Origin of the sequence: Pseudomonas sp. B21-040 (assembly GCF_024748695.1) — a bacterium.
GTDB lineage: Bacteria > Pseudomonadota > Gammaproteobacteria > Pseudomonadales > Pseudomonadaceae > Aquipseudomonas.
This window is the reverse complement of the sequence record NZ_CP087176.1, coordinates 188709-213924: the sequence shown is the minus strand read 5'-3', so window position 1 is coordinate 213924 and position 25216 is coordinate 188709. Positions and strand designations below refer to the sequence as shown.

Here is a 25216-nt window from a genome sequence, read left to right as displayed (position 1 = left end):
GCGATGAGGCCCTACCAAACACCACAAACTTAATGCACTGACTGGATAACTCATCATGAAAAAGTACGACCTCTCCCACCCAGTCAAAGCACTGGCTCTGGCCCTCGGCCTCTTCAGCTCCATTACCTTCGCCGCCGACGCGCCATTGAAAATCGGCACCACCGCCGCCTTCGCCATCCCCTTGGAGGCCGCCGTCGAAGAAGCCAAAAAACAAGGCCTGCAAGTCGATTTGGTGGAGTTCAGCGACTGGATCGCCCCCAACGTCAGCCTGGCGGCTGGCGACATCGACGTGAACTATTTCCAGCACGTCCCGTTCCTGGAAAACGCCAAGGCCGCCTCGGGTTTTGACCTGGTGCCGTTCGCACCGGGGATCATCAACAACGTCGGCCTCTACTCGAAGAAATACAAAAGTTTCGAGGAGCTCCCGCAAGGCGCCAGCGTCGCCATCGCCAACGACCCGATCAACAGCGGTCGCGGTCTGCAACTGCTGGCCAAGGCAGGGCTGATCACGCTCAAACCGGGCGTGGGCTACAAGGCCACCGAAGACGACATCATCGCCAATCCGAAGAACATCAAAATCCTGCAAGTCGAAGCCGTGCAACTGGTGCGCGCCTACGACGATGCGGATCTGGTCCAGGGCTACCCGGCCTACATCCGTCTGGCGAAGACGTTCGATGCCGGCTCTGCGCTGCTGTTCGACGGCCTCGACCACAAGGAATACGTGATCCAGTTCGTGATCCAGCCCAAGAGTAAAACCGACCCGCGCCTGATCAAATTCGTCGACATTTATCAGCATTCACCGGCCGTTCGTGCCGCACTGGACAAGGCTCACGGCAAGCTCTATCAAGCTGGCTGGGAAAGCTGAGGATGACGGCCGCCACCCAACGGCGACTGGAGATTCCAGAGCCCCATAACGCTATACAAACCGAACTGCACCCGGACCTGAACCGCGCCCACGTGCGTTTCATTGGCCTGGGCAAAACCTACGACGGCCAACAAGGCCCGGTGGCGGCACTGCACGGCATCGACCTGGCGATACAGCGCGGCGAAGTGTTTGGCATCATCGGCCGCAGCGGCGCCGGCAAATCGTCGTTGATCCGCACCATCAACCGTCTGGAACAACCGAGCAGCGGTCGCGTATTGATCGATCAGGTGGACATCGGCGAGTTCGATGAAGACCGTCTGGTGGCGCTGCGTCGGCGCATTGGCATGATCTTCCAGCACTTCAACCTGATGTCAGCCAAAACGGTGTGGCAGAACGTCGAGTTGCCGCTGAAAGTCGCCGGTGTGCCCAAGGACAAACGCGAGCAGAAGGTTCGTGAACTGCTGGAACTGGTGGGCCTGCAAGGCAAACACCAGGCCTACCCGGCGCAGCTGTCCGGCGGGCAGAAACAGCGCGTCGGCATCGCCCGTGCGCTGGTGCATGACCCGGCGATTTTGCTGTGCGACGAAGCCACTTCGGCGCTGGACCCGGAGACCACCCAATCGATCCTCGGCCTGTTGCGCGAGATCAATCAGCGTCTGGGTTTGACCATCGTTTTGATCACTCACGAAATGGCGGTGATCCGCGATATTTGCGACCGCGTCGTGGTGCTCGAGCACGGGAAGATCGTCGAGCAGGGGCCTGTGTGGGAAGTGTTCGGCGATCCGCAGCACGAGGTCAGCAAAACGCTGCTGGCGCCGCTGCAACACGCCTTGCCGGAGGAATTGCACAGTCGCTTGCGAGCGCAATCGCAGAGCCCGGATGCCGCTGTGGTGCTGCGTTTGCAGTTCACCGGCAGCGCCAGCGATGAGCCGGATCTGGCGGCATTATTCGCCGCCCTCGGCGGACGGGTGAAGTTGCTGCAGGGTGGCGTGGAACGGATTCAGGGGCATGCGCTGGGGCAGTTGTTGTTGGCGGTGAGCGGCTCACCGTTCGATGCCGAAGACCTGCGCCAGCGCGCCAGCCAATGGGCGCAACAGGTGGAGGTGCTGGGTTATGTGGTTTGATCGCTTGCTGCAAGGCTTCATCGACACCTTCCTGATGGTCGGCGTATCGTCATTGATCGCGCTGCTGGTGGGCATTCCGCTGGCGGTGTTTCTGGTCACCAGTTCCAAGGGTGGCATCTACGAAGCGCCGACGCTGAACCGCGCGTTGGGCGCATTCGTGAACCTGTTCCGCTCGATTCCGTTTTTGATTTTGATGGTAGCGCTGATTCCGTTTACCCGGCTCATTGTCGGCACGACGTATGGCGTCTGGGCGGCGGTGGTTCCACTGACCATTGCCGCGACGCCATTCTTTGCGCGCATCGCCGAAGTCAGTTTGCGTGAGGTCGATTTCGGCTTGATCGAAGCGGCGCAGGCGATGGGGTGCCGGCGTTGGCACATTGTCTGGCATGTGCTGCTGCCCGAGGCGCTGCCGGGGATTGTCGGCGGTTTCACGATTACGCTGGTGACGATGATCAACTCGTCGGCCATGGCCGGGGCGATTGGTGCCGGCGGATTGGGCGACATCGCGTATCGGTATGGCTATCAGCGATTCGACAGCCAGATCATGCTGACGGTGATTGTGTTGCTGGTGGTGTTGGTGGCGGTGATTCAGTTGGGCGGGGATCGATTGGCGCGGGGGCTCAACAAGCGTTAAGCCGCGACACACTTTGTAGCAGCTGGCGAAGCCTGCGTTCGGCTGCGAAGCAGTCGTAAACCCTGCTTGCAGAGTCTTCCTGAAACACCGCGAACACTGATTTCACGACTGCTGCGCAGCCGAACGCAGGCTTCGCCAGCTGCTACAGGTTGCATTGCGGCTTGGCTGATCGGGGAAGTTTTCGTACAGGAAAATCAGAGCTTCCGAAGGTCCGTTCCCTTTCCTTTGCAGGACATTTCCTAGATCATTCCGCTCGCTTGCGCCTGTCAATTTCCGTGGCTAGTCTCGGTCCGTCACTGCTCATCAGTGATCGGGTTTAGTCGCCCGGATCTCTCTAGGCGCACAGCGCCACCTCATTTCAGGTGTTCTCATTTCCTGAAAGCTATGGTGGCTGTGCGCAGGGCACCTTCGGGTGCGCCGGTATGCCTGGAGGCCGGTCGACTAACCTGCGTGCAGCCGCCACCCCTGCTCGTTTAGTCGCGATTACGGTTGGCTCCAATTAGCTCTAGGAGTTTTACCAATGAAGAAATCCGTACCCGATCCACCTCCCGAAACCTCTACCCACGAAACCGCCACTGAAGCCCCGCCCAGGGATCGATCAGCGCTCTACCGTGCCATTGATTTCTACCTCACTGGCGACCAACCTTCACCGCCCGATGAGCTGCGCTTCTACAACGTCAGCAAAGACGTGAGTTTCGAAGACACCCAGCTCTATGTTGCCGATCTGCTGCGCTGTGCTTCGGTGACGGCGTATCAATGTGGCGATCACCTCAAAGGGGCGGACCGCGCCATGGTGTTTTCGGTCTGGCATTTGCTGGAGATTGCCAAAGCCATGGTGGATCGCTCGATTGATTGCCTGGGGATGAAGCAGGGCTGAGTTATTGGTTGTCAGTGATACCGCCATCGCGAGCTTGCTCGCGATTGGCTGCGAAGCAGCCACCGGCTTCATGGCGTATATTCGGCAAACCCTAATTGCCCGTGCAGCCCGACCATGAAGCAGACGCCCACCGACCTTGAGCAGATCACCGCCACCACCCTCGGCCACTACAACTCGGTGGCCGAGGACTTTCGCGAGGGCACTCGCGATCACGATGTCAGCCAGAACATCGATGCCCTGTTGCGGCATATTCAAGGCGAGGCGCCGTTCGACATTCTTGATTTTGGCTGCGGCCCGGGCCGTGACCTGCAAACCTTCACACGCATGGGCCATAGCGCCGTCGGCCTCGACGGCTCAGAAAAACTGGCGCAGATGGCACGCGAGGACAGCGGTTGTGAGGTCTGGCAGCAGGACTTCCTGAAGCTTGATTTACCGGCCGAACGCTTCGACGGAATTTTTGCCAATGCGGTGTTGTTTCACATCCCGCGCCAGGAATTACCACGGGTGTTGAAGCAACTGCGCGGGGCGTTGAAACCGGGTGGGGTGTTGTTCAGTTCCAATCCTCGCGGGGAGAATCAGGAGGGCTGGAACGGGCCGCGTTATGGGTCGTATCACGACCTTGCGGCTTGGCAGCAGTTACTGACCGAGGCGGGGTTTGTGGAGCTGGAGCATTACTACCGGCCAGCAGGGCTGCCGCGGGAGCGGCAGCCTTGGTTGGCGAGTGTCTGGCGTAAGCCTGTGTAGTCAGTTCGGACGCCTTCGCGGGCAAGCCCGCTCCCACAGGGTACGCGGTCACTGTGGGGGCGGCGGTGCGACGATTCGACTTGCCCGCGATTAGAGCGCGAAGCGCTCGCCTTTAAGCCACCTCTTTCTTCGGCTCGCGAATTTTGTACCAGGCCACATAAAGCGCCGGCAAAAACAGCAGCGTCAGCAAGGTTGCGATGACAATCCCGCCGATCATCGCGTAGGCCATCGGCCCCCAGAACACTTCCCGGGCAATCGGAATCATCCCCAGGCTCGCCGCCGCCGCCGTCAGCAGGATCGGCCGACGTCGATGCTCGGTGGCCTCGACCACCGCGTCCCACGGCGCATAGCCCTTCTTCTCGTATTCGTCGATCTGGGTCACCAGAATCACCGAGTTACGGATGATGATGCCGATCAGCGCCAAAATCCCAAGGATCGCCACAAAGCCCATCGGCGTGCCTGTCGGCACCAGCGCGATCACCACGCCGATCAGGCCCAACGGCGCGACGCTGGCCACCAGGAACAGCTTCTGCACGCTGTGCAACTGGATCATCAGGAAGGTCGCCATCAAGAACAGCATCAGCGGCACAACCTTGGCAATCGGCCCCTGGGCCTTGCCGCTTTCCTCCACCGTACCGCCGGTGGCGACTTTGTAGCCCGCCGGCAACTTGGCAGCGAAGGCGTCGATGGACGGCTTGAGGATCTTCACCAGGTCCGTCGGCTGGATCTCGTCGCGTATCGCCGCCTTGATGGTGATGGTCGGCAGACGATCGCGACGCCACACCAGCGGCTGCTCCAGCTCGTAGCGCACGGTGGCAAACGCCAACAGCGGAATCGACGTGCCGTTCGGCGAGACGATCTGCAAGTTCTGCAGGGTTTCCGGCGTACCACGTTCGGAATCCACTGCACGCCCGACCACATTGATCAGATAGATGTCGTCATCGACCTGGGTCACCGCCTGGCCGCTGACGATGCCGTTCATCAGGTTGGCCACGTCTTCGGAAGACAGCCCCAACTGCCGCGCCTTGTCTTGGGCAATGTCGATGCGCAGCACTTTGCCCGGTTCGTTCCAGTCGTAGATGATCTCGCCAATGTGCGGGTTCTTGTCCAGTTCGGAGGCCAGGTCGATGGCGTGCCGGCGAACCTGGTCGATGTCTTTGCCGCTGATCCGGTACTGGATCGGACGCCCTACCGGCGGGCCCATTTCCAGTGCCTGGACATAACCGCCGATGCCGACGAAGTCATTGCGCAAGCGCTCACGAAGCTTCTGCATCATGGCCTCACGGGTCTTGCCTTTGCTGACGATCACCAACTGCGCATAGAACGGGTTTTGCAGTTGTTGGTCCAGAGGCAGATAGAAACGGATCGCGCCCTGACCGATGTAGGTGCTCCAGCGCACGATGTCCGGATCGTCCTTGAGCGTGGCTTCGAGACGATCGACGGCCCGGCGGGTTTCGTCGATCGAGGCGTTTTGCGGCAGGTTCAGGTCGACCAGGATTTCCGGGCGATCCGAAGACGGGAAGAACTGGTTCTGCACAAAACGCATGCAAAACAACGCCAGCACAAAACACAGCACAGTGATGCCGATGGCCCACCAGCGATTGCGCATGCACCACAGCAGCCCGCCATTGAACGCCTTGCCGATGCGCCCGGGTTCGCCTTCATGGGGTTTCACGTTGGCACTGAGAATGTGCACGCCGAGCACCGGTGCAAACAGTACCGCCACCACCCACGACACCAGCATTGCGCAGGCAATCACCGCAAACAGCGTGTAGGTGTACTCACCCGCGGAACTGGCGTTCAAGCCGATCGGCACGAACCCCGCCACCGTTACCAGCGTACCGGTCAACATCGGGAACGCCGTGGAGGTGTAGGCGAACGTGGCGGCTTGCTCCTTGGTGTCGCCCAACTCAAGGCGCGTGACCATCATCTCCACGGTGATCATCGCGTCGTCCACCATCAGGCCGAGGGAAATGATCAGTGCGCCAAGGGAGATCCGCTGCATGGTAATGCCGCTGTACTCCATGAACACGAAGACCAACGCCAGCACCAACGGGATCGAGCACGCCACCACCAGCCCGGCACGCACACCGAGGCTGATGAAGCTAACCACCAGCACGATGATCACCGCTTCGAACAGCGCACGGGTAAAGCCGCCGACGGCCTCTTCCACCACCACGGCCTGATCCGAGACGTTGTAGATGCCAACACCCACCGGCAGGTCGGCGGTCAGTTGTTCGATACGCTCGTGCAAGGCCTTGCCGAACGCCTGGACGTTGCCACCCGTCTGCATGGCAATCGCCAGGCCGATGGCCTGTTTGCCGTTGAAGCGAAATTCCGGCGAGGCCGGGTCGACATAGCCGCGACTGATTTCGGCAATGTCGGCCAGACGATAGTAGCGGTCGTTGAGCTTGAGGTTGACCTCGGCCAGGTCTTTCTCCGAAGCGAACTTCCCTGAAGTGCGCACCGAAATCCGCTCCGGCCCGGCCTCTATGACACCTGCCGGGGTCACGGCGTTCTGGGTTTGCAGGCTCTGCACCACCTGACGCTGATCGATGCCCAGCGCTGCGAGTTTGCGTGTGGAGAAATTCAGGTACAGCACTTCGTCCTGCTGGCCGACCATTTCGATCTTGCCCAGCCCCGGCACGCCGCGAATTTCCATGCGCGCCTGTTCCACGTAGTCGCGCAACTGACGCAAGGTCAGGCCGTCAGCGGTGAAGGCGTAGATCGACCCGAAGACGTCACCGAACTCGTCGTTGAACGACGGCCCCTGTATGCCTTGCGGGAACTGGTACTTGATGTCGTTGATCTTCTTGCGTACCTGGTACCAGATCTCCGGGATGTCCTTGGAATTGGTAGTGTCGCGCAAGTACACGTACACCGTGGACTCGCCCGGCCGTGTGTAGCTTTTCACGTAGTCGAGGGAGTCGAGCTCTTCGAGTTTTTTCTCGATCCGGTCAGTGATCTGCTTGAGCGTTTCCTCCTGGGTCGCGCCCGGCCATTTGCTCTGGATCACCATGGTTTTGATGGTGAACGAAGGGTCTTCTTCGCGCCCCAGGTTGAAGTACGAGAACACACCCATCAGCAACGCGACGAACATCAGATACCAGACGAACGACTGATGCTTGAGGGCCCATTCCGAGAGATTGAAAGGCCCTTTCATTGACTGTCCTCGTCGAATTTCACTGGTTGCCCCGGTTTGAGGCTGTTTACGCCGGCCGTGATGACGCGCTCGCCGTTCTTGACGCCGCCGGCCAGCACCACGGTGCTGTCGGTACGGCTGATGACCTTGACGTCCCTGGGTGCCACGGTCTTTTTCTGTGTATCAATCACCCAGATGCGGGGTTTGCCGTCGACCTCCTGCAACGAGGTGAGAGGCAGTTCGATGCGCGGCTTGATCGCCGAACTCAGGGTGACGCTGATCGCGGTGCCCAAACGAAAGCCTTCCGGCGTTTCAGCGAGGGTCAGGCGAGCACGACGGGTGCGCGTGGCACTCTGCGCCTGGGGTTCGATTTCGCGGATGATCGCGGTGGTGTTGGTGTTCGGGTCGAGTTGGGCGGCGACCTGAAACACCACATCCTCGGGCAGTTGATCGACCAATGTATCGGGCAGATCAATCACCGCTTCCTTGATGTCAGGTTGCGCCAGGGTCACCACTTGCTGGCCGGCGGAGACTACCTGGCCGGCCTCGGCGTTCCATGCGGTGACCACGGCTTTATGGTCGGAGCGCAACTCGGTGTAGCCGAGTTGATCCTGGCTCTGGCTGACCGTCGCCTGAGCTTGATCGAGGGAGGCCTGGGTGGTTTTCAGATCGGTCAGGGCGGCGTCCAGCTGCGCTTGCGCACCCACTCCGCGATCAAACAGGGCCTGCTGGCGCGACGCACTGGCTTTGGCATTGATCAATTGCGCGAAGATTTTCGCCAGGTCGCCCTGAGCCGAACGCAACTGGTTTTGCTGATCAGAAGGATCAAGGGTCGCGAGCAATGTGCCCTTCTCGACCTCGGCCCCGACATCGACGTTACGACTGGCGATGCGCCCGCCCACCCGAAAACCGGTATTGCTTTCGTAACGCGCCTGGATACTGCCGGCAAACCGGCCCAGATCCTCTTCGTTCAAGGCCTTGACCTTGACGGACAGCACGGGACGTACCGGCTGCGGTGGCGGTTCGTTTTTGGAACAGGCGCTCAGCACCAGCCCAAGGGACAATCCAAGGGGCAATGCCCAAAAAGGCTTCATGGCTTGGCTCCCCAACTCAGATCCTTGTAAGTATTTTCGGCAATCTCGACTTCCATGCCCGGGTGCAACAACTGCCCTCCGGCGATGATGACTTTGTCGCCCTCGTTGAGGCCTTTACTGATAATGACCCTGCCGGTCAGGTAGCGTAAAACGGTGACCGAGTGCAATTGGGCCTGGCCTTTGTCGTCGACCAACCAGACAGCAGGCTCACTGATGTTTTTGGTCAGGGCCGACCATGGCAACTCAATCGCAGACTTGCCCGAACCTCTGGCCGTGGCGCTCACCACCGAACCCAGTTGCATCCCGGCGGGCAGGCTGTCGAGGCCAACCTTGACCTGCACGGTGCCGGACTGGGCGGACACCGCCGGGGTCACTTCGCGCACGGTGCCGGTGGTTTTGATCTCGGGGTTATCGAGCAGACTGAGGACAATGGTTTGATCCGTCGGCTTCTCGGCCAGTAGCGATTCATAGACATTGAACACCGCATCTCGATCGCCATCGCGAGCCAGGCTGAAAACCGGCATTGTCGCCTGCACCACCTGGCCGACTTCAGCCTGACGTGCGGTGATGATGCCGGGCGCTTCGGCGATCAGTGCGGTGTAGCTCAGTTGATCGCGGGCATTGGCCAGCTGCGCCTGGGCCGCGCTCAATGCGCTCTGACTGCTGCGCAACGCTGCCTGCGCCGAGTCATATTCGCTCTGGCTGGTGTAGCCCTTGGGCAGGAGTTTTTGCTGGCGCACGAACGCCGCCGCATTCTGCTTGACCAGCGCCTGTTGGGCGGCCACTTGGGCCTGGGCCGAATCGACATTGGTCTGCAAGTCCTTGGGATCGAGGCGCGCCAGCACTTGCTTGGCGGTCACCCGATCACCGACATCCACCGTACGCTGGATGATTTTGCCGCCGACGCGGAAGGACAGCTCGGTCTGGACACGGGCCTGAATGTCACCCGTCAGCGTCACCGAGGCCGCGTAATCCGACGGTTTGACCACTTGTACGAATACCCTTGGCAGGTACTCCTGAATCGGTTTTTTCTCGTCGCATGCCGTCAGCAGCATTGCGACACTCAAGGCCATGATGACTTTCAATCCGGGAACCGCCATGCAAACTCCTTGGCCTTTTTTATGAACAACACGACAGAGAGCTTAGAACAATGTCGTGACCTTGCACGCCCGACTTATGAAGAAAAAAGTTGTCATGATTTACCCTAAAACACTTGCCATAGACGCCTGCGCGCACCCGACAATGCCCGCCTATTGAACCCGCCCAAGGAACCGGCACATGCTCAACACCCTCGCGGTGGCCAATTACCGCTCGATCAATAAATTGGTCATCCCACTGGGCCGCTTGAACCTGATTACCGGTCCGAATGGCAGCGGTAAATCCAATCTATACCGCGCACTGCGCCTGCTGGCGGAAACCGCTCAGGGTGGCGTGGTCAATGCGCTGGCCCGTGAGGGTGGGCTGGACTCGACCTTCTGGGCCGGGCCGGAAAACATCACCCGACGCATGCGCAATGGTGAAGTCCCGGTCGAGGCAACGGTGAGACAAGGCGTCAAACGACTGCGTCTGGGGTTTGCCGGTGAGGATTTCAGCTATTCGATCAGCCTCGGGCTGCCCGATTCCAACGGCCACTTCATGCTGCCCGAACACCCTCTGCCTATTCCGTCGCGATTCAGCCTGGACCCGCAAATCAAGCGTGAATGCGTCTGGGCCGGGCCAATCTATCGGCCGGCCAGCCTGCTGGTGGATCGCAACGGCCCGATGATCCGCGCCAGAGCCAATCGCAGCTGGGACGTGCTGGCCCAACACACGCCGAATTTCGACAGCCTGTTCGATCAGGTCGGCAGCTTGCGTTCTTCGCCGGAGGTCCTGGAATTACGCGAGTTCATCCGTCGCTGGCGCTTCTACGATCACTTTCGCAGTGACGCCGACGCGCCCGTGCGTCAACCGCAACTCGGCACCCGCACGCCCGTGTTGCACCACGACGGGCGCGACCTGGCGGCCGCCTTGCAGACCATCATTGAAATCGGCGACCCCGAGGCGCTGCGAACCGCGATCAGCGACGCCTTTCCCGGTGCGAGACTGCACATCGCGCCGTTGCAAGGCGGACGGTTTTCCATCGAGTTTTATCAGGAAGGGTTGTTGCGGCCGTTATCGGCCGCCGAATTGTCGGACGGGACGCTGCGTTATTTGCTGCTCGTCGCCGCGCTGCTGACGCCACGCCCACCCACGTTGATGGTGCTGAACGAGCCGGAAACCAGTCTGCATCCGGATCTGTTGCCGGCCTTGGCACGTTTGATTATCCGGGCCTCGGAGCAGTGCCAGGTGTGGGTGGTGTCTCATGCGCGGCGGTTGATTTCAGCGTTGCAGGAAGACCCGGAATGCAATTGCATCGTGCTGGAGAAAAACCTCGGCCAGACCGGCATTGTCGGCCAGCGAATGCTCGATGAGCCGGCGTGGAACTGGCCGGATTGAGGCTGCCCCCCCGCCCTGCGGCGTGGGAGCTCGCTCCCGCTTGATCGTTCCCACGCTCTGCGTGGGAACGATCAGTGCTCCTGCGTAGAAACGATCATCAGCCCTGCCACTTCCCGCCCTCGACAATCACACTCTCAGGCTTGGTGTCATCGCTCAGTTCCTTGCGCACGTACTGGTCGTACAGCTTGAGCAAATACTTCTCCTCACCCAGTTTCACCAACTCGGTATTCACCCAGTCTCGCAGCTCGATATTGCCCTTCTTCACCGCTGGCGCGATCGGTGCCTCAGCGCCCAGTGTCTGGGTCAATACGCGGTAGCCAGGGTTTTGCTTGGCCCAGCTGAACAGCACCAGATTGTCCTGCGCATAGGCATCACCGCGACCATTGGCCAGGGCTTGCAGGGATTCGGAGTTCTTCTCGAACTTCAGCAGTTTCCAGTCCGGGTGATTCTTGGTCAGCCAGATGTCCGCCGTCGTACCGGTGGTGACGATGGTGGTGCGCGTCGCCAGGTCATCGAGGTTTTTCACCGTGCTGGCTTGTGGCACCAAAGCCTGTACCGCGACTTTCAGGTTCGGGTTGGTGAATTCCACTGCTTCCTTGCGCTCCGGGGTGACGGTCATGTTGGCCAGGATCAGATCGACCTTGTCACTTTGCAGAAACGGAATCCGGCTGGCCGGCTCCACCGCGACGAACTCGACTTTGTTTTCATCGCCCAACAAATCCTTGGCGAATTGACGACCGATGTCCGTATCGAAACCCACGTAGCGCCCGGCCTCATTGACGAAACCGAACGGCGGCTTATCGGTGAAGACGCCAACGATCAGTTTGTCCCGGGCTTTGATTTTTTCCAGGTAACTGCCACTGGTGGCGACCGGCTTGGCGGGCTCCTCGGATTTGTTGCAACCGGCCAGTAACGCGAGGCCGAACAATGACAGTAGCAAGCGTGAAGTCTTGGCAGTTTTCATAGCAGTTCCAGTTCCTTTGTTTGAGTCGTTTTGGGTAGTGCGGCGACGTAGGAGAACTTCTCCAGGAACTGCTGCGCTCGTGCGGTTTGCGGGTTCGTAAAGAAAATCTCGGGAGGGTTTTGCTCAAGGATTCGCCCGGCATCCATGAACACGATGCGGTCCGCCACAGCGCGGGCGAAGGCCATTTCGTGGGTGACGATCAACAGCGTCATGCCTTCGCGGGCCAGGCCTTGAATGACGTCCAGAACCTCCTTGACCATTTCCGGGTCGAGGGCGGCGGTGACTTCGTCGAAGAGCATGACCTGAGGGTTCATGCACAGCGAACGGAGGATGGCGATGCGTTGCTGCTGGCCACCGGAGAGCTGACGCGGGAATGCGTCGCGCTTGTCCGCCAGGCCCACGCGCGCCAGCAAGGCTTCGGCCTGGTCACGGGCCTCACGGCGGTCGCGCTTCTGCACTTTCAGCGGGCCGAGCAACAGGTTGTCGAGCACGCTCATGTGCGGGAACAAGTGATAGCTCTGGAACACCATGCCGATCTGTTGGCGTACTTCGCGCCAGTCGGTGCCCTTGCCCAGCAGTTCGCGGCCGGCCAGTTGCAGGCTGCCACTGTGCGCGACCTCCAGTCCGTTGAGACAGCGCAGCAGGGTACTTTTGCCACAACCGCTGGGGCCCAGGATGACGATGACTTCGCCCGCCTTAACCTGTAAGTCGATGCCATTGAGCACCTGCTGTGCGCCGAAGAACTTGTTGAAACCCTTGAACTCGATCAGTGCGTTCATGCTTGCGTCCAGCGCCGCTCCAGCACGCGCGAGGCGGCCGAGAGCGGGTAGCAGATGAAAAAGAAAAACAGGAAAAGTGCGCCGTAGATCAGCACCGATTCGTAAGTGCGTTCGATGATCTGCTGGCCGACCTTGATCACATCCACCACACCGATCAGCACCGCCAGGGAGCTGGTTTTGATGATGCGCGTGTAGACGTTGATGGTCGGCGGTGTCATGCGTTTCAACGCTTGCGGCAGCAGCACGTAGCCGTAGAGTTGCACGCCGTTCAAGCCAATCGACAACCCGGCTTCACGCTGCCCGCGTGGCAATGAATGCAACGCGCCGCGCACCACTTCGCCGACTTCACTGGCGCCCCACAACGACAACACCAACACCGCGCACCAGAAGCTCGGAATGCTCAAGCCGAAGAAAATCGGCAAGCCAAAGAACAGCAAATACAGCCAGACCAGCACCGGGATCGCCCGGAACAATTCCAGGTACACCCGCAGGATCGCGTTCAGCCATGTCGAATTCAGCGTACGCAACACGCCATAGAGCACGCCGCCGACGGTGCTGATGGCGATGCTCAGGAAGGAAATCGACAAGGTTTGCGCCGCGCCCTTGCCCAGTTGCGGCAACGACACCCAGAGCAACTCAAGACCCGAACTGGCCATGCTGGAGCCTCCTTTCCAGACGGCTGAGCAACAGCGACAGCGGCAGAAACAGCAACACGCAAATCAGCGTCAGCACGGTGAGCATTTCGTAGGTTTTGTAATACAGCGCGATGTAGCTTTTGGTGGTGTAGAGAATCTCTGGCACGGCCACCGCCGAGACCACGGTGGTTTCCTTGAGCAGGAAAATGAAATTGGCGAACAGCGACGGCAGGCTGAGGATTCCGGCTTGCGGCAGGATCACATAGCGCAGCAATTGCCCTTGGGACAGGCCGATGGATCGGCCGGATTCGAGTTGCGCCTGGGGCACGGCATCCACGCCGGCGCGCAGCACTTCGGTGAGGTACGCACCGCCAAGGAAGGTCATGGTGATGATCGCCGCGGCAAAGCCCGACACCTTGATGCCCAGCGCCGGCAAGGCAAAGTAGACGAAGAACAGTTGGATCAGCAGCGGCGTGTTGCGGGCAAGCTCGACATACAGGCCGACGAGGCGCTGCAAGTAAGGCGTGCGGAACACCAGAATGGTCGCGTTGACCAACGCCACCAACAGCGAAGTACCGATGGCAATAAAGCCGACCTGCAGCGTCACGCCCACGGCCTTGAGAAACGCCGGCAGGGTGCTGAGGATAAACGCGTAATCGAAAGTCATTGAACGTCCTGTACGCCGCTCGGTAAGCGACGGTGATGCACTCCATGGGCAGGGGATAACTGCCCGGCGGATATCGACTTTAAAGGTATAAAAACCATAATTTAAATACCGATAAAGCATATTGATATCACGCAAAAAACTATCTGCGGATTTGCTGTGGCAACGGAAGACGACTATTTTCCTTTGCACTGTAGGAGGGATCTTTTTTTCACATTGCCCCTCCAAGGACGTACAGCTTTTGGCCAGACTCCCCCGGCCGAACCATCACAAGGAAGAGAAAATGGCTGACGTAAAAGTGCCGCAGCGACTGGATCCGCAGGACATCGTGAAGTTATTGGTAGCGTTGCGCAGGGCGTTGAAGGCCGGGGTGGCCTGAACGATCGAGAGGTGGGCAGTTGTTGATCGTTCCCACGCTCTGCGTGGGAATGTAGCCCGTGACGCTCCGCGTCACTGGACGCAGAGCGTCCCTAGAGGCATTCCCACGCGGAGCGTGGGAACGATCACGCCGACGCTGCATCAGCCGTCGGCGTTTGAAACCTTGAAAGGGTTTACGTCGCGAATCAGAACGCTGGCAGAACGGCGCCGCTGTACTTCTTCTCGATGAAGGCTTTCACTTCAGGGCTGGTCAGGGCCTTGGCCAGTTTCTGGATGGCATCGCTGTTCTTGTTGTCCTCACGGGCAACCAGGAAGTTCACGTAAGGCGAATCGGCGCCTTCGATCACCAGTGCATCCTTGGTCGGGTTCAACTTGGCTTCCAGCGCGTAGTTGGTGTTGATCATGTCCAGATCAACCTGATCCAGCACACGCGGGAGCATGGCCGATTCCAGTTCCTTGAACTTGAAGTTGTGCGGGTTCTTGGCGATGTCTTTCGGGGTCGCCAGGGCGTTCTTCGGGTCTTTCAACTCGATCAGGCCAGCCTTCTGCAGCAGGATCAGCGCACGGCCGCTGTTGCTGCCTTCGTTCGGGATGGCAATGGTCGCACCGTCTGGCAGTTCGGCCAGGGTTTTGTATTTCTTCGAGTAGCCACCGAACGGTTCAACGTGAACACCTTGCACGGTCACCAGGTACTTGGCTTTGTCGTCCTTGTACTTACCTTCGTTGAAGCTATTGAGGTATGGCAGAGTCTGGAAGTAGTTGGCATCCAGGCGCTTTTCGCCAACCTGTACGTTCGGCTGAACGTAGTCGGTGAAGACTTTGATTTCCAGGTCCACGCCTTCTTTGGCGAGGGTTGGCTTGATCAGCTCCAGAATCTCGGCGTGTGGAACCGGGGTAGCCGCAACTACCAGTTTCTCGCCAGCCTGGGCCAGGCCCGCAGTCAGGGCAGCCGCCAGAGCGGTGAACAACAGAACCTTTTTCATGCAGTGTCCTTATCGAAAATCACGGTCGTCATCGACGACGGCTAAATACAAGTGCCAGTGAAGTGCTATCGCTGGCGTGACGCGGACAATACCGGGATTTTTTATTCCCGAATAATATCTTTTATTCACTTTCATATTCCATTTTGCTCATACAGATCCGTGCAGCGTCTGCGTCAGGCTTTCCAGCAAACGCTTAAGCGCGGAACGCTCGGCTGCGCTGCCGTTTTCAATCAGTTGAGCCGCTTGCTGTTCGATCTGCGCCAGCGATTCTGGCGCTTCCGGCAAATTCAAATGCTCCGGCAAAATCTCGTCGCCGGTGCTCACCAACAATGCAAAGTGAATGATGTTTTCCAGCTCTCGGGTATTTCCCGGCCAACTGTGCCGCTCCAGCACACGCTGCGCGGTTTCACTGATCAACGGCACCGGCAGATCGAGGCGCTGGCTGTAGATGCCGAGGAAATACTCGGCCAGCGGCAGAATATCGCCCACGCGGTCACGCAATGCCGGCAGCTCCAGATGACCTTCGCTGAGGTAGTGATAAAGCCGCTCGTGGAATTTCCCGGCGGCTACGGCCTGGGCCAGATCTATGCTGGTCGCGGCGACCAGGCGCACGTCCACCGGGCTCGGTTGATGTGCGCCGACGCGGATGACTTCGTGGTTCTCAAGTGCGGACAACAATTTGATCTGAATCGGCAGCGGCAAATCGCCGATTTCATCCAGATAGAGCGTGCCGCCATTGGCCGAGCCGAACCACCCGGCGCGGCTGCTGGCCGAACCGCTGAAGCTGCCGGCGGCATAGCCGAACAATTCGGCATCGGCGTAAGTCGGGCTGATCGCGCCGCAATTGACCGACACGAACAAGCCGCCGCGATCACTGGCGCGATGGATATGACGCGCCAGCAATTCCTTGCCGGTGCCGGTTTCACCGCGGATCAATACCGAGATCGAACGCGGGGCCAGCGCTTCCAGTTCCTGGCGCAATTGCCGCGAACGCGGATCGACGAACACCAGCGCTTTGGCGCGGATGCTCAGGGGACTTTTTTCTGCATCGGGGAAGGTCAGCAGCGGCTGACCGAAGGCTTCAAAACTCATGGCAGACTCCCGCCCAAGGCCGCCGGGAGACGGGTAGGCGTTTTAAAAAAAATAAGGGTTCAAGCGCGGCGCAAGGCGTGGTGTTCCATTCGGTTTTGCAGGCGATAGAGGTACGCAAACCCCTGCTCCCAGCGCTGGTGACCCGACTTCACATTGATATGTCCGGCACCCGATAAAATCCCCGCCTCGGCACCCCAGTTGCGCGCCAGCTCAAGGGCTCGCGACGCACTGACGGCGTTGTCGTTGTCGGAGCTGACGACCTGGCTTGGAAACGGCAACAGGTCAGTGGGAATCGGCGCGAAGTTGCGCAAGGCCGGCGCGCACGCCGGGCGTTCGACATCGGCCGGCGCGACCAGCAAGGCCCCGCGAACCTGACGTAGAAATTGCACGGGGGCAGCCGCTGCCCAGTGGGCGACGGTGATGCAACCCAGGCTATGAGCGATCAGGATCACCGGCGTGCTGTCGGCGACTATCGCCTCGGCCAGCGCCGCGACCCAGTCTTCACGACGCGGCGTCAGCCAGTCGGCCTGCTCCACCCGCGCGCTGTTCGGCAGGCTGTTCTGCCAGTGGCTTTGCCAATGATCTTCCGGCGATCCTTGCCAGCCCGGCACAATCAGGTAGCGAATTGATTCGTTGCGCATGGGGAACTCTCCTGCAGCGTGTCTGTTCGTGGTCGAGTATAGGGAGGAGAGTTATATTCGTTAAGGAATAAGAAGCTATTTATTAATGCATTTATAGAATATGCAGGTTACCAAGAATGGGTCGGCATTTTTCCTGGGCAAAAAAAAGGGCCGCACCCTGCCAAGGAGACGGCCCCGGAAACTCAAAAACCTGTGAAGCGATGATTGTTCGAAACGGTTATCTAATAAAGGAATATTTAATTACTTTATTAGACCCATAAAGAATATGCGTTCAGCGATTCGTGGAACACCCAGCCTCCCTGCTGGTGTCTTAACGTATCGCTCGTTTGGGTCAGATTGATGACGAACGCCAATGCCATCGCTTGTTGCGTGTTTGAATTTCCGATCACAGCCATTACACCTGAGCGGCACGCACCTCTCGCGGCTGCACAGCTTCTTTGCGTGTAAACCGGTTGGCCCGGGCGAATGTGCCGAAATCATTGAACCGCACGCCCATCTCGCGCATCACTTTATGCGCGACCGGCACGGTCATCTGGCGAATGTAAAACGGTTCTTTCACGACAAAGTGATGGATGCCGTGGCTGCTGCCGAAGTTGAAGCAGAACGCCTGCAAGGGCCACAGCCATGCAGCGTTCAGCACTTGGGTTTGCTGAATGACGTTCCCCGGTTCCACGTCACCGTAGTAGTGCATGTTCGAGCTGATGAAGTGCAGGCAGAACGTGCGCAAGACATTCGGGCCGATAATCAACACCGCCGCGATGTCGATCACCTGCATCACCGACAACGTGGTCGCTGACCACTCGATAGGCGCGCCCATCAAAGACGCGATTCCGTTGGCCGCATGGAAGCCGAGAAACACGTACCACGCGCCCCAATGCAGCAGCGCCAGCGGTGCGTAGACCTTCACCGTGCGGTAGAGGATGCTGAATTTTTGCGCCCAGGTCTTGGCCCGTAGCATGCGGATAAACGACGACATGATGTTGTCGCCGATCATCAACAGTCGCGCAACACCCCAAGGCTCGCCGTTGGTGATGGCACGTTCTTCCATGTCGGCTTCAGTGCCGGACACCTTGTGGTGATTGAGGTGCAGATGACGACGGATCCATGGATTGATCGTGCTCGGCCGCGCCAGCCACACGAGCCCCATCATCAGGTTGTGCGGCACCCGCTGTTTGCGAAAGTACATGCTGTGAATCAGGTCGTGTTCCAGCTCGTGGGTCAACGAAGCAAAAAACGCGTTGAGCAACAGGCAGGCCCACCAGGCCATGTGCCCGGTCATGTAGAGGGCCGCCGACCCGATCATCCCGGTCAGGGCGAACGCCAGAATGCCTGCGCCGAGGGCGTCCTGGTGATTGAGTATCGGATAGCGTTGACGCAATTCGACGCCCTTGGCCAGCACCACTTCACGAATATGTGCTGATCGCTGCGCTGCATTCAGTCGTTGGGGACTTGCAGAAGTACCGTGCATGCTTCCATCCTCTGGTTATTGATGTTCGCATCCTGCCTTGTGACTGTTTACAAGGTGGTAGCCGTGAACGCCAACCTGTTGACCGGAAGCGCCAATCAGCATGACTGAACCGACCTCCCTTGCCAGCTGGACCCGCGCCCTGCGCAAGCAGCTCGATGCCCTGGGCCTCGACAGCACCGCCCTGTGCCACCAGGCGGGGCTCGACCCGCAATTGATGGACGACCCGAACGCTCGTTACCCGTTGTCCAGCACCACACGCCTGTGGGAAATCGCGGTGCAGGTCAGTGGCGATCCGGCGATTGGCTTGCGCGTGTCGCGCTTCGTCAGCCCCACCACGTTTCATGCGCTCGGTTATGCGCTGGTGGCCAGCGGCAGTTTGCGCGAGGTGTTCGAACGCATCGTGCGCTATCACCAAGTGGTCAGCGATGCCCTGGAACTGGAGCTGACCCGTGCCGAAGATTGCTACCGTTTTCGCCTGAAAATTCCGCCCGGCAACCCCGCACCCGCATTCGAAGCCATCGACGCTTTCGCGGCGATTTATGTGCGCACCTGCCGCAATCGTCTGGGCCGCGATTACGCCCCACTGGCGGTGTACCTGCGCCGCCCGGAACCGGCAGATTCACATCAATGGCACAAGGTGTTCCGTTCGCCGGTGTACTTCGGCGCCGATGAAGACCGACTGGAATTTGCCCTCGTCGACTTCGACAGTCACCTGGACGACGCCAACCCGGAGCTGGCCGAGCACAACGAAACCGTGCTCAAGCGAACGCTGGCGCAGCTAAAGCCGCTGACCTGGGAGCGCAAGGTGCGCGATGCCATTGAAGAACAATTACCGGAAGGCGAACCCAGCGCCGAACACATCGCCAAGGCCCTGCACCTGAGCTTGCGCAGCCTGCAACGGCACCTGGCGGACGAAGGTTGCCGGTTCGATACGCTGCTCAATGAAAGTCGCGAAAACCTGGCGCTGTTGCACCTGCGCGACCCGCAGTGTTCGTTGAGTGAAGTCAGTTACCTGTTGGGCTTTGCCGATACCAGCAGTTTCAGCCGCGCGTTCAAGCGTTGGACTGGAATGACGCCGGGGCAGTTTCGGGATGGGTTGCGCTGATCAGCCTTTGACCAGACTGCGCGCAACGCCTGCTTCCCACTGGTCCAACATCCCGGCGCCAACCTCGGCAAATGCGCTGTTTGCCTTGATGTGGTTGCGCATCTCGATCATCGCCAAATCCATCCCATGGACGACTTGTTGCAGCAGTTCGTTGCAACGCCCTTCGGTCAAGTTGCAGGCCGAGCGGCCAAAGCGCATCAGCACTTTGGGCTGCACGCCGGAAACACCGGAATATTGGCCATAGGTATCCATGAGGTCGTCGAACAAGCCTTGCGTGCCATCGTCAATCAACAGGTCTGCAAGACTGGTTTCGGGAGGCCGGTCGGGCACATTCTGCTCCGGTGTAATGCCTACTCGCCCAAGCTGGTGGGGACCGACAATAGACAGCAGAGAAAAATCGTCAAATCCTCGAACTGCCTTACTGAAACGACGAGTCAACTCGTCGCGCAAAGCGCCTTCAGGCAAATTCATTTCAAAAAGCGGCGGCACGCCTCGCTCCCACGAGTAACTTTCGAGGCGAACCGGCATCGTCAACGAGACGGCGTTTTCTTCCTGCGTCTCTATCGCATAAGCAAACACAGTGTCGCTGCGAACCTGGCCTCGGCCGAGGTTTCCGACTGCGGTATCGCTGACATTGATTTGCAGCCTGTCCCTTTCCTGCGGTTCATCCATGGAAGTTCACCTTCTTGAGACTGTCGAGCGTGGGGCGCTTCGACTGCAGCGGCACGGCGGTCAGTTCATAACCGAAGCCGTTGAGGATCGCTTCGACCTTGCGCAAACCAATTTCAGAGACGGTATTGTTCTCTATGCCCGAGATCGTAGAACGGCTCATGCCGTACTGCTCTGCCAGCGCCTGCTGGGAGAGCTTTCGCTCTTTGCGTAGCGAACGGATTAGATCACCAAGATTTTTCATACGCCAACCTGCATTCCATACAGTGCAAAAACTACTAACTTGTGTTTATGCATTGTATTTAGTGCAGTTCAGGCACAAAGCTCAGCTCAAATTTTAACCAACCGACAACCATCAGCGCCCGCGATCGCGCCGCAACAACTTGCGCACGCGCGCTACCAGCTCACTCATGGCGAACGGCTTGAGCAAGTAATCATCCTCATGCAACTCCAGGCCGCGCAGACGATCCTCGATGCCGTCCTTTGTGGTGAGGAGCAACACGGGCGTCTCGCCGAGCTTGCGGATCTGTTGCAGCAACTGCCAACCGTTGAGTCCCGGCAGCATCACGTCGAGGATGATCAGCTCGTACTCACCAGACTCGATAAAGCGCCGGCCGTCCATTCCGTTGAGCGCCACATCAACCGAATAACTCGCCTCACTCAGGCCTTTGGCCAGAAGTGCGGCGGTTTCGGGTTCGTCTTCCACTAACAGTACACGCATGGCACACCTCGATAATCGTCATCACAGGCTAGGCGCCTTCGCAGACAAAGCCCACCGATAACGTCGGGTTTCAAACAATCGCCAGCGCCCGCAGCCGCTCAGCGTCCAGAATCTCGATTTCGCCGTACCTCAGATCCAGAATCCCCTGCCCCTGCAACTCCTTGAGAATCTGATTGGTCGTTTGGCGCGACAGCGACAACATCGACGCCAATTGCTCCTGTGGCAGTTGCAGCACACGGCGAGGCGGGGTGATTTCGCCGTAACCGGCAGCGATCATCAGCAAGCGATGCGCCAGCCGTGCCGGCGCCGGCATCAGGCTCAATTGTTCGAGGTTGATGAAGGTCATGCGCAGTTTTTGGCTCATCAGCAACGCCAGTTGCCGCCAATACTGCGGTTGCTCATCGAGCAACTTCAGCAGTACCGCTTGCGGGATGTGCAGCAACACGCACTGGCCCACGCCGAACGCATCGTGAGTGCGCGGCTGTGCGTCGAACAGGCAGATTTCGCCGAACCAATGCGGTGGTTCCACCAGGCTCAGCAAGGCCTCCTTGCCCTGCTCGCTCACCGCGCCAATGCGCACCGATCCTTCGAGGACCGCGTACAGCCCGCACGGCGGATCGCCACGCTTGAACAGCAGTTGCCCCGCTCCCAGCCGTCGCGCCCGGGCAACCGCCAGCAGACTATGCTGGAAAGAAACGGGTAGATGACTGAACCACTGCCCCGTCATGAGGGTTGAACGCCAGTCCTGCATATCCATGAAAACTCCTAGACTGTCGCCTGGCTGACAGAGCGAAAAATGGCCCCGGGGCATGATCGATCACCCTACAGGAGAACAATAATGAAAAGCCTCGTCGACCACCTCAGTCAATACGCCGCCTACCACCGAGACCCGCGCAACATTGCCAGCCACTTTATCGGTATTCCGCTGATCGTGGTGGCAGTCGCAGTGCTGCTGTCGCGGCCGCAATGGGCCGGAGGCTGGCTTTCACCCGCGGTGCTGGTATCGCTGGCGTCGGCGTGGTTTTACCTGCGCCTGGAGTTGCGCCTCGGGGTGTTGATGACTGTGTTGCTGGCACTGTCCGTTTGGGCGGGGCAAACGCTGGCGCAGCAAAGCACGCTGGTCTGGCTGGTGAGCGGCATCGGCATGTTTGTGATCGGCTGGGCGATTCAGTTTGTCGGCCATCACTATGAAGGGCGTAAACCGGCGTTTGTCGACGACGTGACCGGGTTGATTGTCGGGCCGTTGTTTGTGGTGGCGGAGCTGGCGTTTTTGCTGGGGCTGCGGCATGACCTCAAAGAGCAGATCGAGGCGCGAGCCGGGGGTGTACGAATCAATCCGAATCGCGCTGCGGCCTAAGGCGCCATCGCTAGCAAGCTCGCTCCCACATTGGATCTATGGCGTGCATAGAACTCCTGTGGGAGCGAGCTTGCTCCGGGCGGCGCTCCGACGATGCTTTTGCTTTAGAGGTTGGCGAGTTTCTGCCAGACCTTGGGCTTGAAGAACAGCGTCTCGCCCTTCGCCAACCCGGTCAGGCTGTCATGGTCTTTCACCACTTCAGCTTCAATCAGTTCGACCTGGCCTTCGACCTTCAACGTCACCCGAGTCGTCGCGCCCAACGGACGAATGTCGCGCACTTCAGCCGCGTGGTGATCTTCCAGCTCATGACGTGACAGCGACACCTCGTGAGGACGGAACAGCACGTGATGGTCCTCCCCCAGATGCAGCCGGTTCGAGTCGCCGAGGAAGTGATAGACGAAATCGCTGGCCGGGTTTTCGTAGACGTCGCCCGGTGAGCCGATCTGCTCGATCACCCCTTTGTTCATCACTACGATGCGGTCGGCCACTTCCATCGCTTCTTCCTGGTCGTGGGTCACGAAAACGGAGGTCAGGTTGATGTCTTCGTGCAGACGCGCGAGCCAGCGGCGCAGCTCTTTGCGGACCTTGGCGTCGAGAGCACCGAACGGTTCGTCGAGCAGCAGGACTTTCGGTTCCACCGCCAGGGCGCGGGCCAGGGCGATGCGTTGGCGCTGGCCACCGGAGAGCTGTTCCGGATAACGATCCGACAGCCAATCCAGTTGCACCATGTTCAGCAATTCGTGGACTTTCACCGCGATCTGGCTTTCGCTCGGGCGCTGGTTTTTCGGCTTCATGCGCAAGCCGAATGCGACGTTGTCGAACACCGTCATGTGGCGGAACAAGGCGTAGTGCTGGAACACAAAACCGACGTTGCGATCACGCACGTCATGGCCGGACACGTCTTCACCGTGGAACACGATGTTGCCCTGATCCGGGGTTTCCAGCCCGGCGATGATCCGCAGCAGCGTGGTCTTGCCGCAGCCGGACGGGCCGAGCAGCGCTACGAGTTCGCCGCTCTGAATGTCCAGGCTGATGTTGTCCAGCGCCTTGAACGCGTTGAAATTCTTGCTGACATTACGCACTTCGATCGACATGAATTATTCCTCCGCGGCGCTGGCGCGCAGGCGGTTAATACGGTTTTCGCTCCACTGCTTGAGCAGCAGGATGAAGAGCGCCAGGATCAGCAACAGGCTCGCCACGGCGAACGCGGCCACGTGGTTGTATTCGTTGTAGAGGATCTCGACGTGCAACGGCAAGGTGTTGGTCACCCCGCGAATGTGCCCGGAAACCACCGACACCGCACCGAACTCACCCATCGCCCGCGCGGTACACAGCACCACGCCGTAGATCAGGCCCCATTTGATATTGGGCACGGTGACGTGCCAGAACATCTGCCAGCCATTGGCGCCCAGCAGGCGCGCGGCCTCCTCCTCCTGAGTGCCTTGTTCCTGCATTAACGGGATCAACTCGCGAGCCACGAACGGCACGGTGACGAAAATCGTCGCCAACACGATGCCCGGCAATGCGAAGACGATCTGGATGTCGTGATCCTGCAGCCACGGCCCGAACAGGCCCTGGGCACCGAACATCAACACGTAAACCAGACCGGCGATCACCGGTGAGACCGAGAACGGCAGGTCGATCAGCGTCACCAGCATGCTCTTGCCGCGGAACGAGTACTTGCTCACGCACCAGGCGGCGCTGACACCGAACACCAGGTTCAGCGGCACGGAAATCAACACGGCGATCACCGTGAGTTTCAGCGCCGACAGCGCGTCCGGTTCAAAAATCGCGGTGAAAAACGCACCGAGGCCAAGCTTCAGGCCCTGGGACACCACGATGAACAGCGGCAACAGCAGAAACAGCGCAAAAATCAGCCAGCCAAGACCGATCAGGATTCTTCGCGAGGTGGCACTGCCACGGCGCGCAGCGTTGGCCGAAGAGGCGGCAGCAATAGACGATTGGGACATGGTTCGCGCCTCCTTATGGGGTTTCGATGCGACGTTGCAGCAGGTTGATCAGCAGCAACAGGACGAAAGAAACCACCAGCATCAGTACACCAATGGACGTGGCGCCGGTGTAATCGTACTGGTCGAGTTTGACCATGATCAGCAGCGGCAGGATCTCGGTCTTCATCGGCATGTTGCCGGCGATGAAAATCACCGAGCCGTACTCGCCGACCCCGCGGGCAAAGGCCAAAGCGAAGCCGGTCAGCCACGCAGGCAACAACGCGGGCACCAGGATATGGCGGAAAACCTGCAACGGTTTTGCACCGAGGCACGCCGCCGCTTCTTCCACTTCACGGGGAATATCGGCCAATACCGGCTGTACGGTACGTACTACGAATGGAAGTGTCACAAAAGTGAGGGCAAGGGTGATGCCCAGGGGGGTGTACGCGATCTTGAAACCCAGATCCGCCGCAAACTGACCCACCAAACCGGTGGGGGTGTACAACGCAGTCAGTGCGATACCGGCCACCGCAGTCGGCAAAGCGAAGGGCAAGTCGATCATTGCGTCGATGACTTTGCGCCCTGGGAAGGTATAGCGCACCAGTACCCAGGCGAGCAGCGTGCCGATGATGCCGTTGATGATCGCGGCATAGAGCGCGGTGCCGAAGCTCAGCTTCAACGCCGCCAGCACCCGTGGCGCCGAGATAATTGCCCAGAACTGATCCCAGGTGAGTTGAGCGGCGTGGACGAACATCGCCGCCAGTGGAATGAGCACAATCAGGCTGAGGTACACCAAGGTGTAGCCCAGCGTCAGCCCGAAGCCGGGTATGACGGGGGAGATACGACGCGACATAAA

26 protein-coding genes are annotated in these 25216 nt (G+C 59.4%); 8 read left to right on the top strand and 18 right to left on the bottom strand.

The genetic code is table 11. The annotated features are described in order from the left end of the window. Positions 1-55: 55 nt before the first annotated feature. From LOY55_RS00980 to LOY55_RS00960, 5 genes are all read left to right on the top strand, one after another. Positions 56-865 carry a MetQ/NlpA family ABC transporter substrate-binding protein gene (locus LOY55_RS00980; RefSeq protein ID WP_109785287.1) on the top strand — a complete coding sequence of 270 codons (810 nt, stop codon included), beginning with the start codon at positions 56-58 and terminating at the stop codon, positions 863-865. Positions 866-867: 2 nt separating this feature from the next. Next, positions 868-1989, top strand: coding sequence for a methionine ABC transporter ATP-binding protein (locus LOY55_RS00975; RefSeq protein WP_223523121.1), 1122 nt, complete (start codon positions 868-870; stop codon positions 1987-1989). After that, positions 1979-2623: a methionine ABC transporter permease gene (locus LOY55_RS00970; RefSeq protein ID WP_046031334.1), complete on the top strand. Its 645-nt coding sequence runs from the start codon at positions 1979-1981 to the stop codon at positions 2621-2623. The genes LOY55_RS00975 and LOY55_RS00970 overlap by 11 nt, the downstream gene beginning before the upstream one ends. A 520-nt stretch (positions 2624-3143) precedes the next feature. Beyond that, positions 3144-3500 carry a DUF6124 family protein gene (locus LOY55_RS00965; RefSeq protein WP_046031335.1) on the top strand — a complete coding sequence of 119 codons (357 nt, stop codon included), beginning with the start codon at positions 3144-3146 and terminating at the stop codon, positions 3498-3500. A 114-nt stretch (positions 3501-3614) separates the two neighbouring features. Then, the gene (locus LOY55_RS00960) at positions 3615-4244 is read left to right on the top strand and encodes a bifunctional 2-polyprenyl-6-hydroxyphenol methylase/3-demethylubiquinol 3-O-methyltransferase UbiG (protein WP_223523119.1); all 630 of its coding nucleotides are present in this window, start codon (positions 3615-3617) and stop codon (positions 4242-4244) included. Between the two features lie 112 nt (positions 4245-4356). Here LOY55_RS00960 and LOY55_RS00955 read toward each other — a convergent pair whose 3' ends face one another. Genes LOY55_RS00955 through LOY55_RS00945 form a run of 3 tightly spaced genes read right to left on the bottom strand, consistent with a single transcriptional unit; the run spans position 4357 to position 9580 of the window. Next, positions 4357-7407 carry an efflux RND transporter permease subunit gene (locus LOY55_RS00955; RefSeq protein WP_046031337.1) on the bottom strand — a complete coding sequence of 1017 codons (3051 nt, stop codon included), beginning with the start codon at positions 7405-7407 and terminating at the stop codon, positions 4357-4359. Beyond that, on the bottom strand, positions 7404-8480 hold the full coding sequence (locus LOY55_RS00950; protein ID WP_109785284.1) for an efflux RND transporter periplasmic adaptor subunit: 1077 nt from the start codon (positions 8478-8480) through the stop codon (positions 7404-7406). Before LOY55_RS00950 ends, LOY55_RS00955 begins: the two co-directional genes overlap by 4 nt. After that, a complete protein-coding gene (locus LOY55_RS00945) occupies positions 8477-9580 on the bottom strand; it encodes an efflux RND transporter periplasmic adaptor subunit (protein WP_046031339.1) in 1104 nt (367 codons plus the stop codon). Before LOY55_RS00945 ends, LOY55_RS00950 begins: the two co-directional genes overlap by 4 nt. Before the next feature lie 178 nt (positions 9581-9758). Here LOY55_RS00945 and LOY55_RS00940 point away from each other — a divergent pair, with 178 nt between their 5' ends. After that, complete coding sequence (locus LOY55_RS00940) at positions 9759-10955, top strand: AAA family ATPase (RefSeq protein ID WP_223523117.1); 1197 nt, start codon at positions 9759-9761, stop codon at positions 10953-10955. 97 nt (positions 10956-11052) lie between these two features. On the opposite strand, the gene LOY55_RS00935 is transcribed toward LOY55_RS00940, so the two are convergent. From LOY55_RS00935 to LOY55_RS00900, 8 genes are all read right to left on the bottom strand, one after another. After that, positions 11053-11919, bottom strand: coding sequence for a transporter substrate-binding domain-containing protein (locus LOY55_RS00935; protein ID WP_223523115.1), 867 nt, complete (start codon positions 11917-11919; stop codon positions 11053-11055). Beyond that, positions 11916-12698 (bottom strand): amino acid ABC transporter ATP-binding protein, encoded by a 783-nt coding sequence (locus LOY55_RS00930; protein WP_046031342.1) that lies wholly within the window; start codon positions 12696-12698, stop codon positions 11916-11918. The genes LOY55_RS00935 and LOY55_RS00930 overlap by 4 nt, the downstream gene beginning before the upstream one ends. Next, on the bottom strand, positions 12695-13354 hold the full coding sequence (locus LOY55_RS00925) for an amino acid ABC transporter permease (RefSeq protein ID WP_046031343.1): 660 nt from the start codon (positions 13352-13354) through the stop codon (positions 12695-12697). The genes LOY55_RS00930 and LOY55_RS00925 overlap by 4 nt, the downstream gene beginning before the upstream one ends. Then, positions 13335-14000, bottom strand: coding sequence for an amino acid ABC transporter permease (locus LOY55_RS00920; RefSeq protein WP_046031344.1), 666 nt, complete (start codon positions 13998-14000; stop codon positions 13335-13337). Before LOY55_RS00920 ends, LOY55_RS00925 begins: the two co-directional genes overlap by 20 nt. A 560-nt stretch (positions 14001-14560) precedes the next feature. After that, the gene (locus tag LOY55_RS00915; protein WP_109785280.1) at positions 14561-15358 is read right to left on the bottom strand and encodes a MetQ/NlpA family ABC transporter substrate-binding protein; all 798 of its coding nucleotides are present in this window, start codon (positions 15356-15358) and stop codon (positions 14561-14563) included. A gap of 147 nt (positions 15359-15505) precedes the next feature. Further along, positions 15506-16450, bottom strand: a complete 945-nt coding sequence (locus LOY55_RS00910) for a sigma 54-interacting transcriptional regulator (RefSeq protein ID WP_109785279.1) — start codon at positions 16448-16450, stop codon at positions 15506-15508. Positions 16451-16509: 59 nt separating this feature from the next. Further along, complete coding sequence (locus tag LOY55_RS00905) at positions 16510-17091, bottom strand: alpha/beta hydrolase (protein ID WP_046031347.1); 582 nt, start codon at positions 17089-17091, stop codon at positions 16510-16512. Positions 17092-17485: 394 nt separating this feature from the next. Continuing rightward, entirely contained in the window at positions 17486-18559 is a 1074-nt protein-coding gene (locus LOY55_RS00900; protein WP_223523113.1) for a fatty acid desaturase, read from the bottom strand. Between the two features lie 100 nt (positions 18560-18659). Here LOY55_RS00900 and LOY55_RS00895 point away from each other — a divergent pair, with 100 nt between their 5' ends. Then, positions 18660-19664, top strand: coding sequence for an AraC family transcriptional regulator (locus tag LOY55_RS00895; RefSeq protein ID WP_046031349.1), 1005 nt, complete (start codon positions 18660-18662; stop codon positions 19662-19664). On the opposite strand, the gene LOY55_RS00890 is transcribed toward LOY55_RS00895, so the two are convergent. From LOY55_RS00890 to LOY55_RS00875, 4 genes are all read right to left on the bottom strand, one after another. Then, complete coding sequence (locus tag LOY55_RS00890; RefSeq protein ID WP_223523111.1) at positions 19665-20336, bottom strand: HipA N-terminal domain-containing protein; 672 nt, start codon at positions 20334-20336, stop codon at positions 19665-19667. Beyond that, positions 20329-20577 (bottom strand): helix-turn-helix domain-containing protein, encoded by a 249-nt coding sequence (locus tag LOY55_RS00885; RefSeq protein WP_109785276.1) that lies wholly within the window; start codon positions 20575-20577, stop codon positions 20329-20331. The genes LOY55_RS00890 and LOY55_RS00885 overlap by 8 nt, the downstream gene beginning before the upstream one ends. Before the next feature lie 111 nt (positions 20578-20688). After that, on the bottom strand, positions 20689-21054 hold the full coding sequence (locus LOY55_RS00880) for a response regulator (RefSeq protein WP_046031352.1): 366 nt from the start codon (positions 21052-21054) through the stop codon (positions 20689-20691). Between the two features lie 70 nt (positions 21055-21124). After that, positions 21125-21811, bottom strand: a complete 687-nt coding sequence (locus LOY55_RS00875) for a Crp/Fnr family transcriptional regulator (protein ID WP_223523109.1) — start codon at positions 21809-21811, stop codon at positions 21125-21127. A gap of 81 nt (positions 21812-21892) precedes the next feature. On the opposite strand from LOY55_RS00875, the gene LOY55_RS00870 reads away from it, so the two are divergent. Beyond that, positions 21893-22411 carry a DUF962 domain-containing protein gene (locus tag LOY55_RS00870; protein WP_046031354.1) on the top strand — a complete coding sequence of 173 codons (519 nt, stop codon included), beginning with the start codon at positions 21893-21895 and terminating at the stop codon, positions 22409-22411. Between the two features lie 104 nt (positions 22412-22515). On the opposite strand, the gene LOY55_RS00865 is transcribed toward LOY55_RS00870, so the two are convergent. Genes LOY55_RS00865 through cysT form a run of 3 tightly spaced genes read right to left on the bottom strand, consistent with a single transcriptional unit; the run spans position 22516 to position 25213 of the window. Then, on the bottom strand, positions 22516-23505 hold the full coding sequence (locus tag LOY55_RS00865) for a sulfate/molybdate ABC transporter ATP-binding protein (RefSeq protein ID WP_046031355.1): 990 nt from the start codon (positions 23503-23505) through the stop codon (positions 22516-22518). A 3-nt stretch (positions 23506-23508) separates the two neighbouring features. After that, the gene (gene cysW / locus LOY55_RS00860) at positions 23509-24381 is read right to left on the bottom strand and encodes a sulfate ABC transporter permease subunit CysW (protein WP_046031356.1); all 873 of its coding nucleotides are present in this window, start codon (positions 24379-24381) and stop codon (positions 23509-23511) included. A gap of 13 nt (positions 24382-24394) precedes the next feature. Further along, positions 24395-25213: a sulfate ABC transporter permease subunit CysT gene (gene cysT, locus LOY55_RS00855; RefSeq protein WP_033058556.1), complete on the bottom strand. Its 819-nt coding sequence runs from the start codon at positions 25211-25213 to the stop codon at positions 24395-24397. Positions 25214-25216 lie beyond the last annotated feature (3 nt).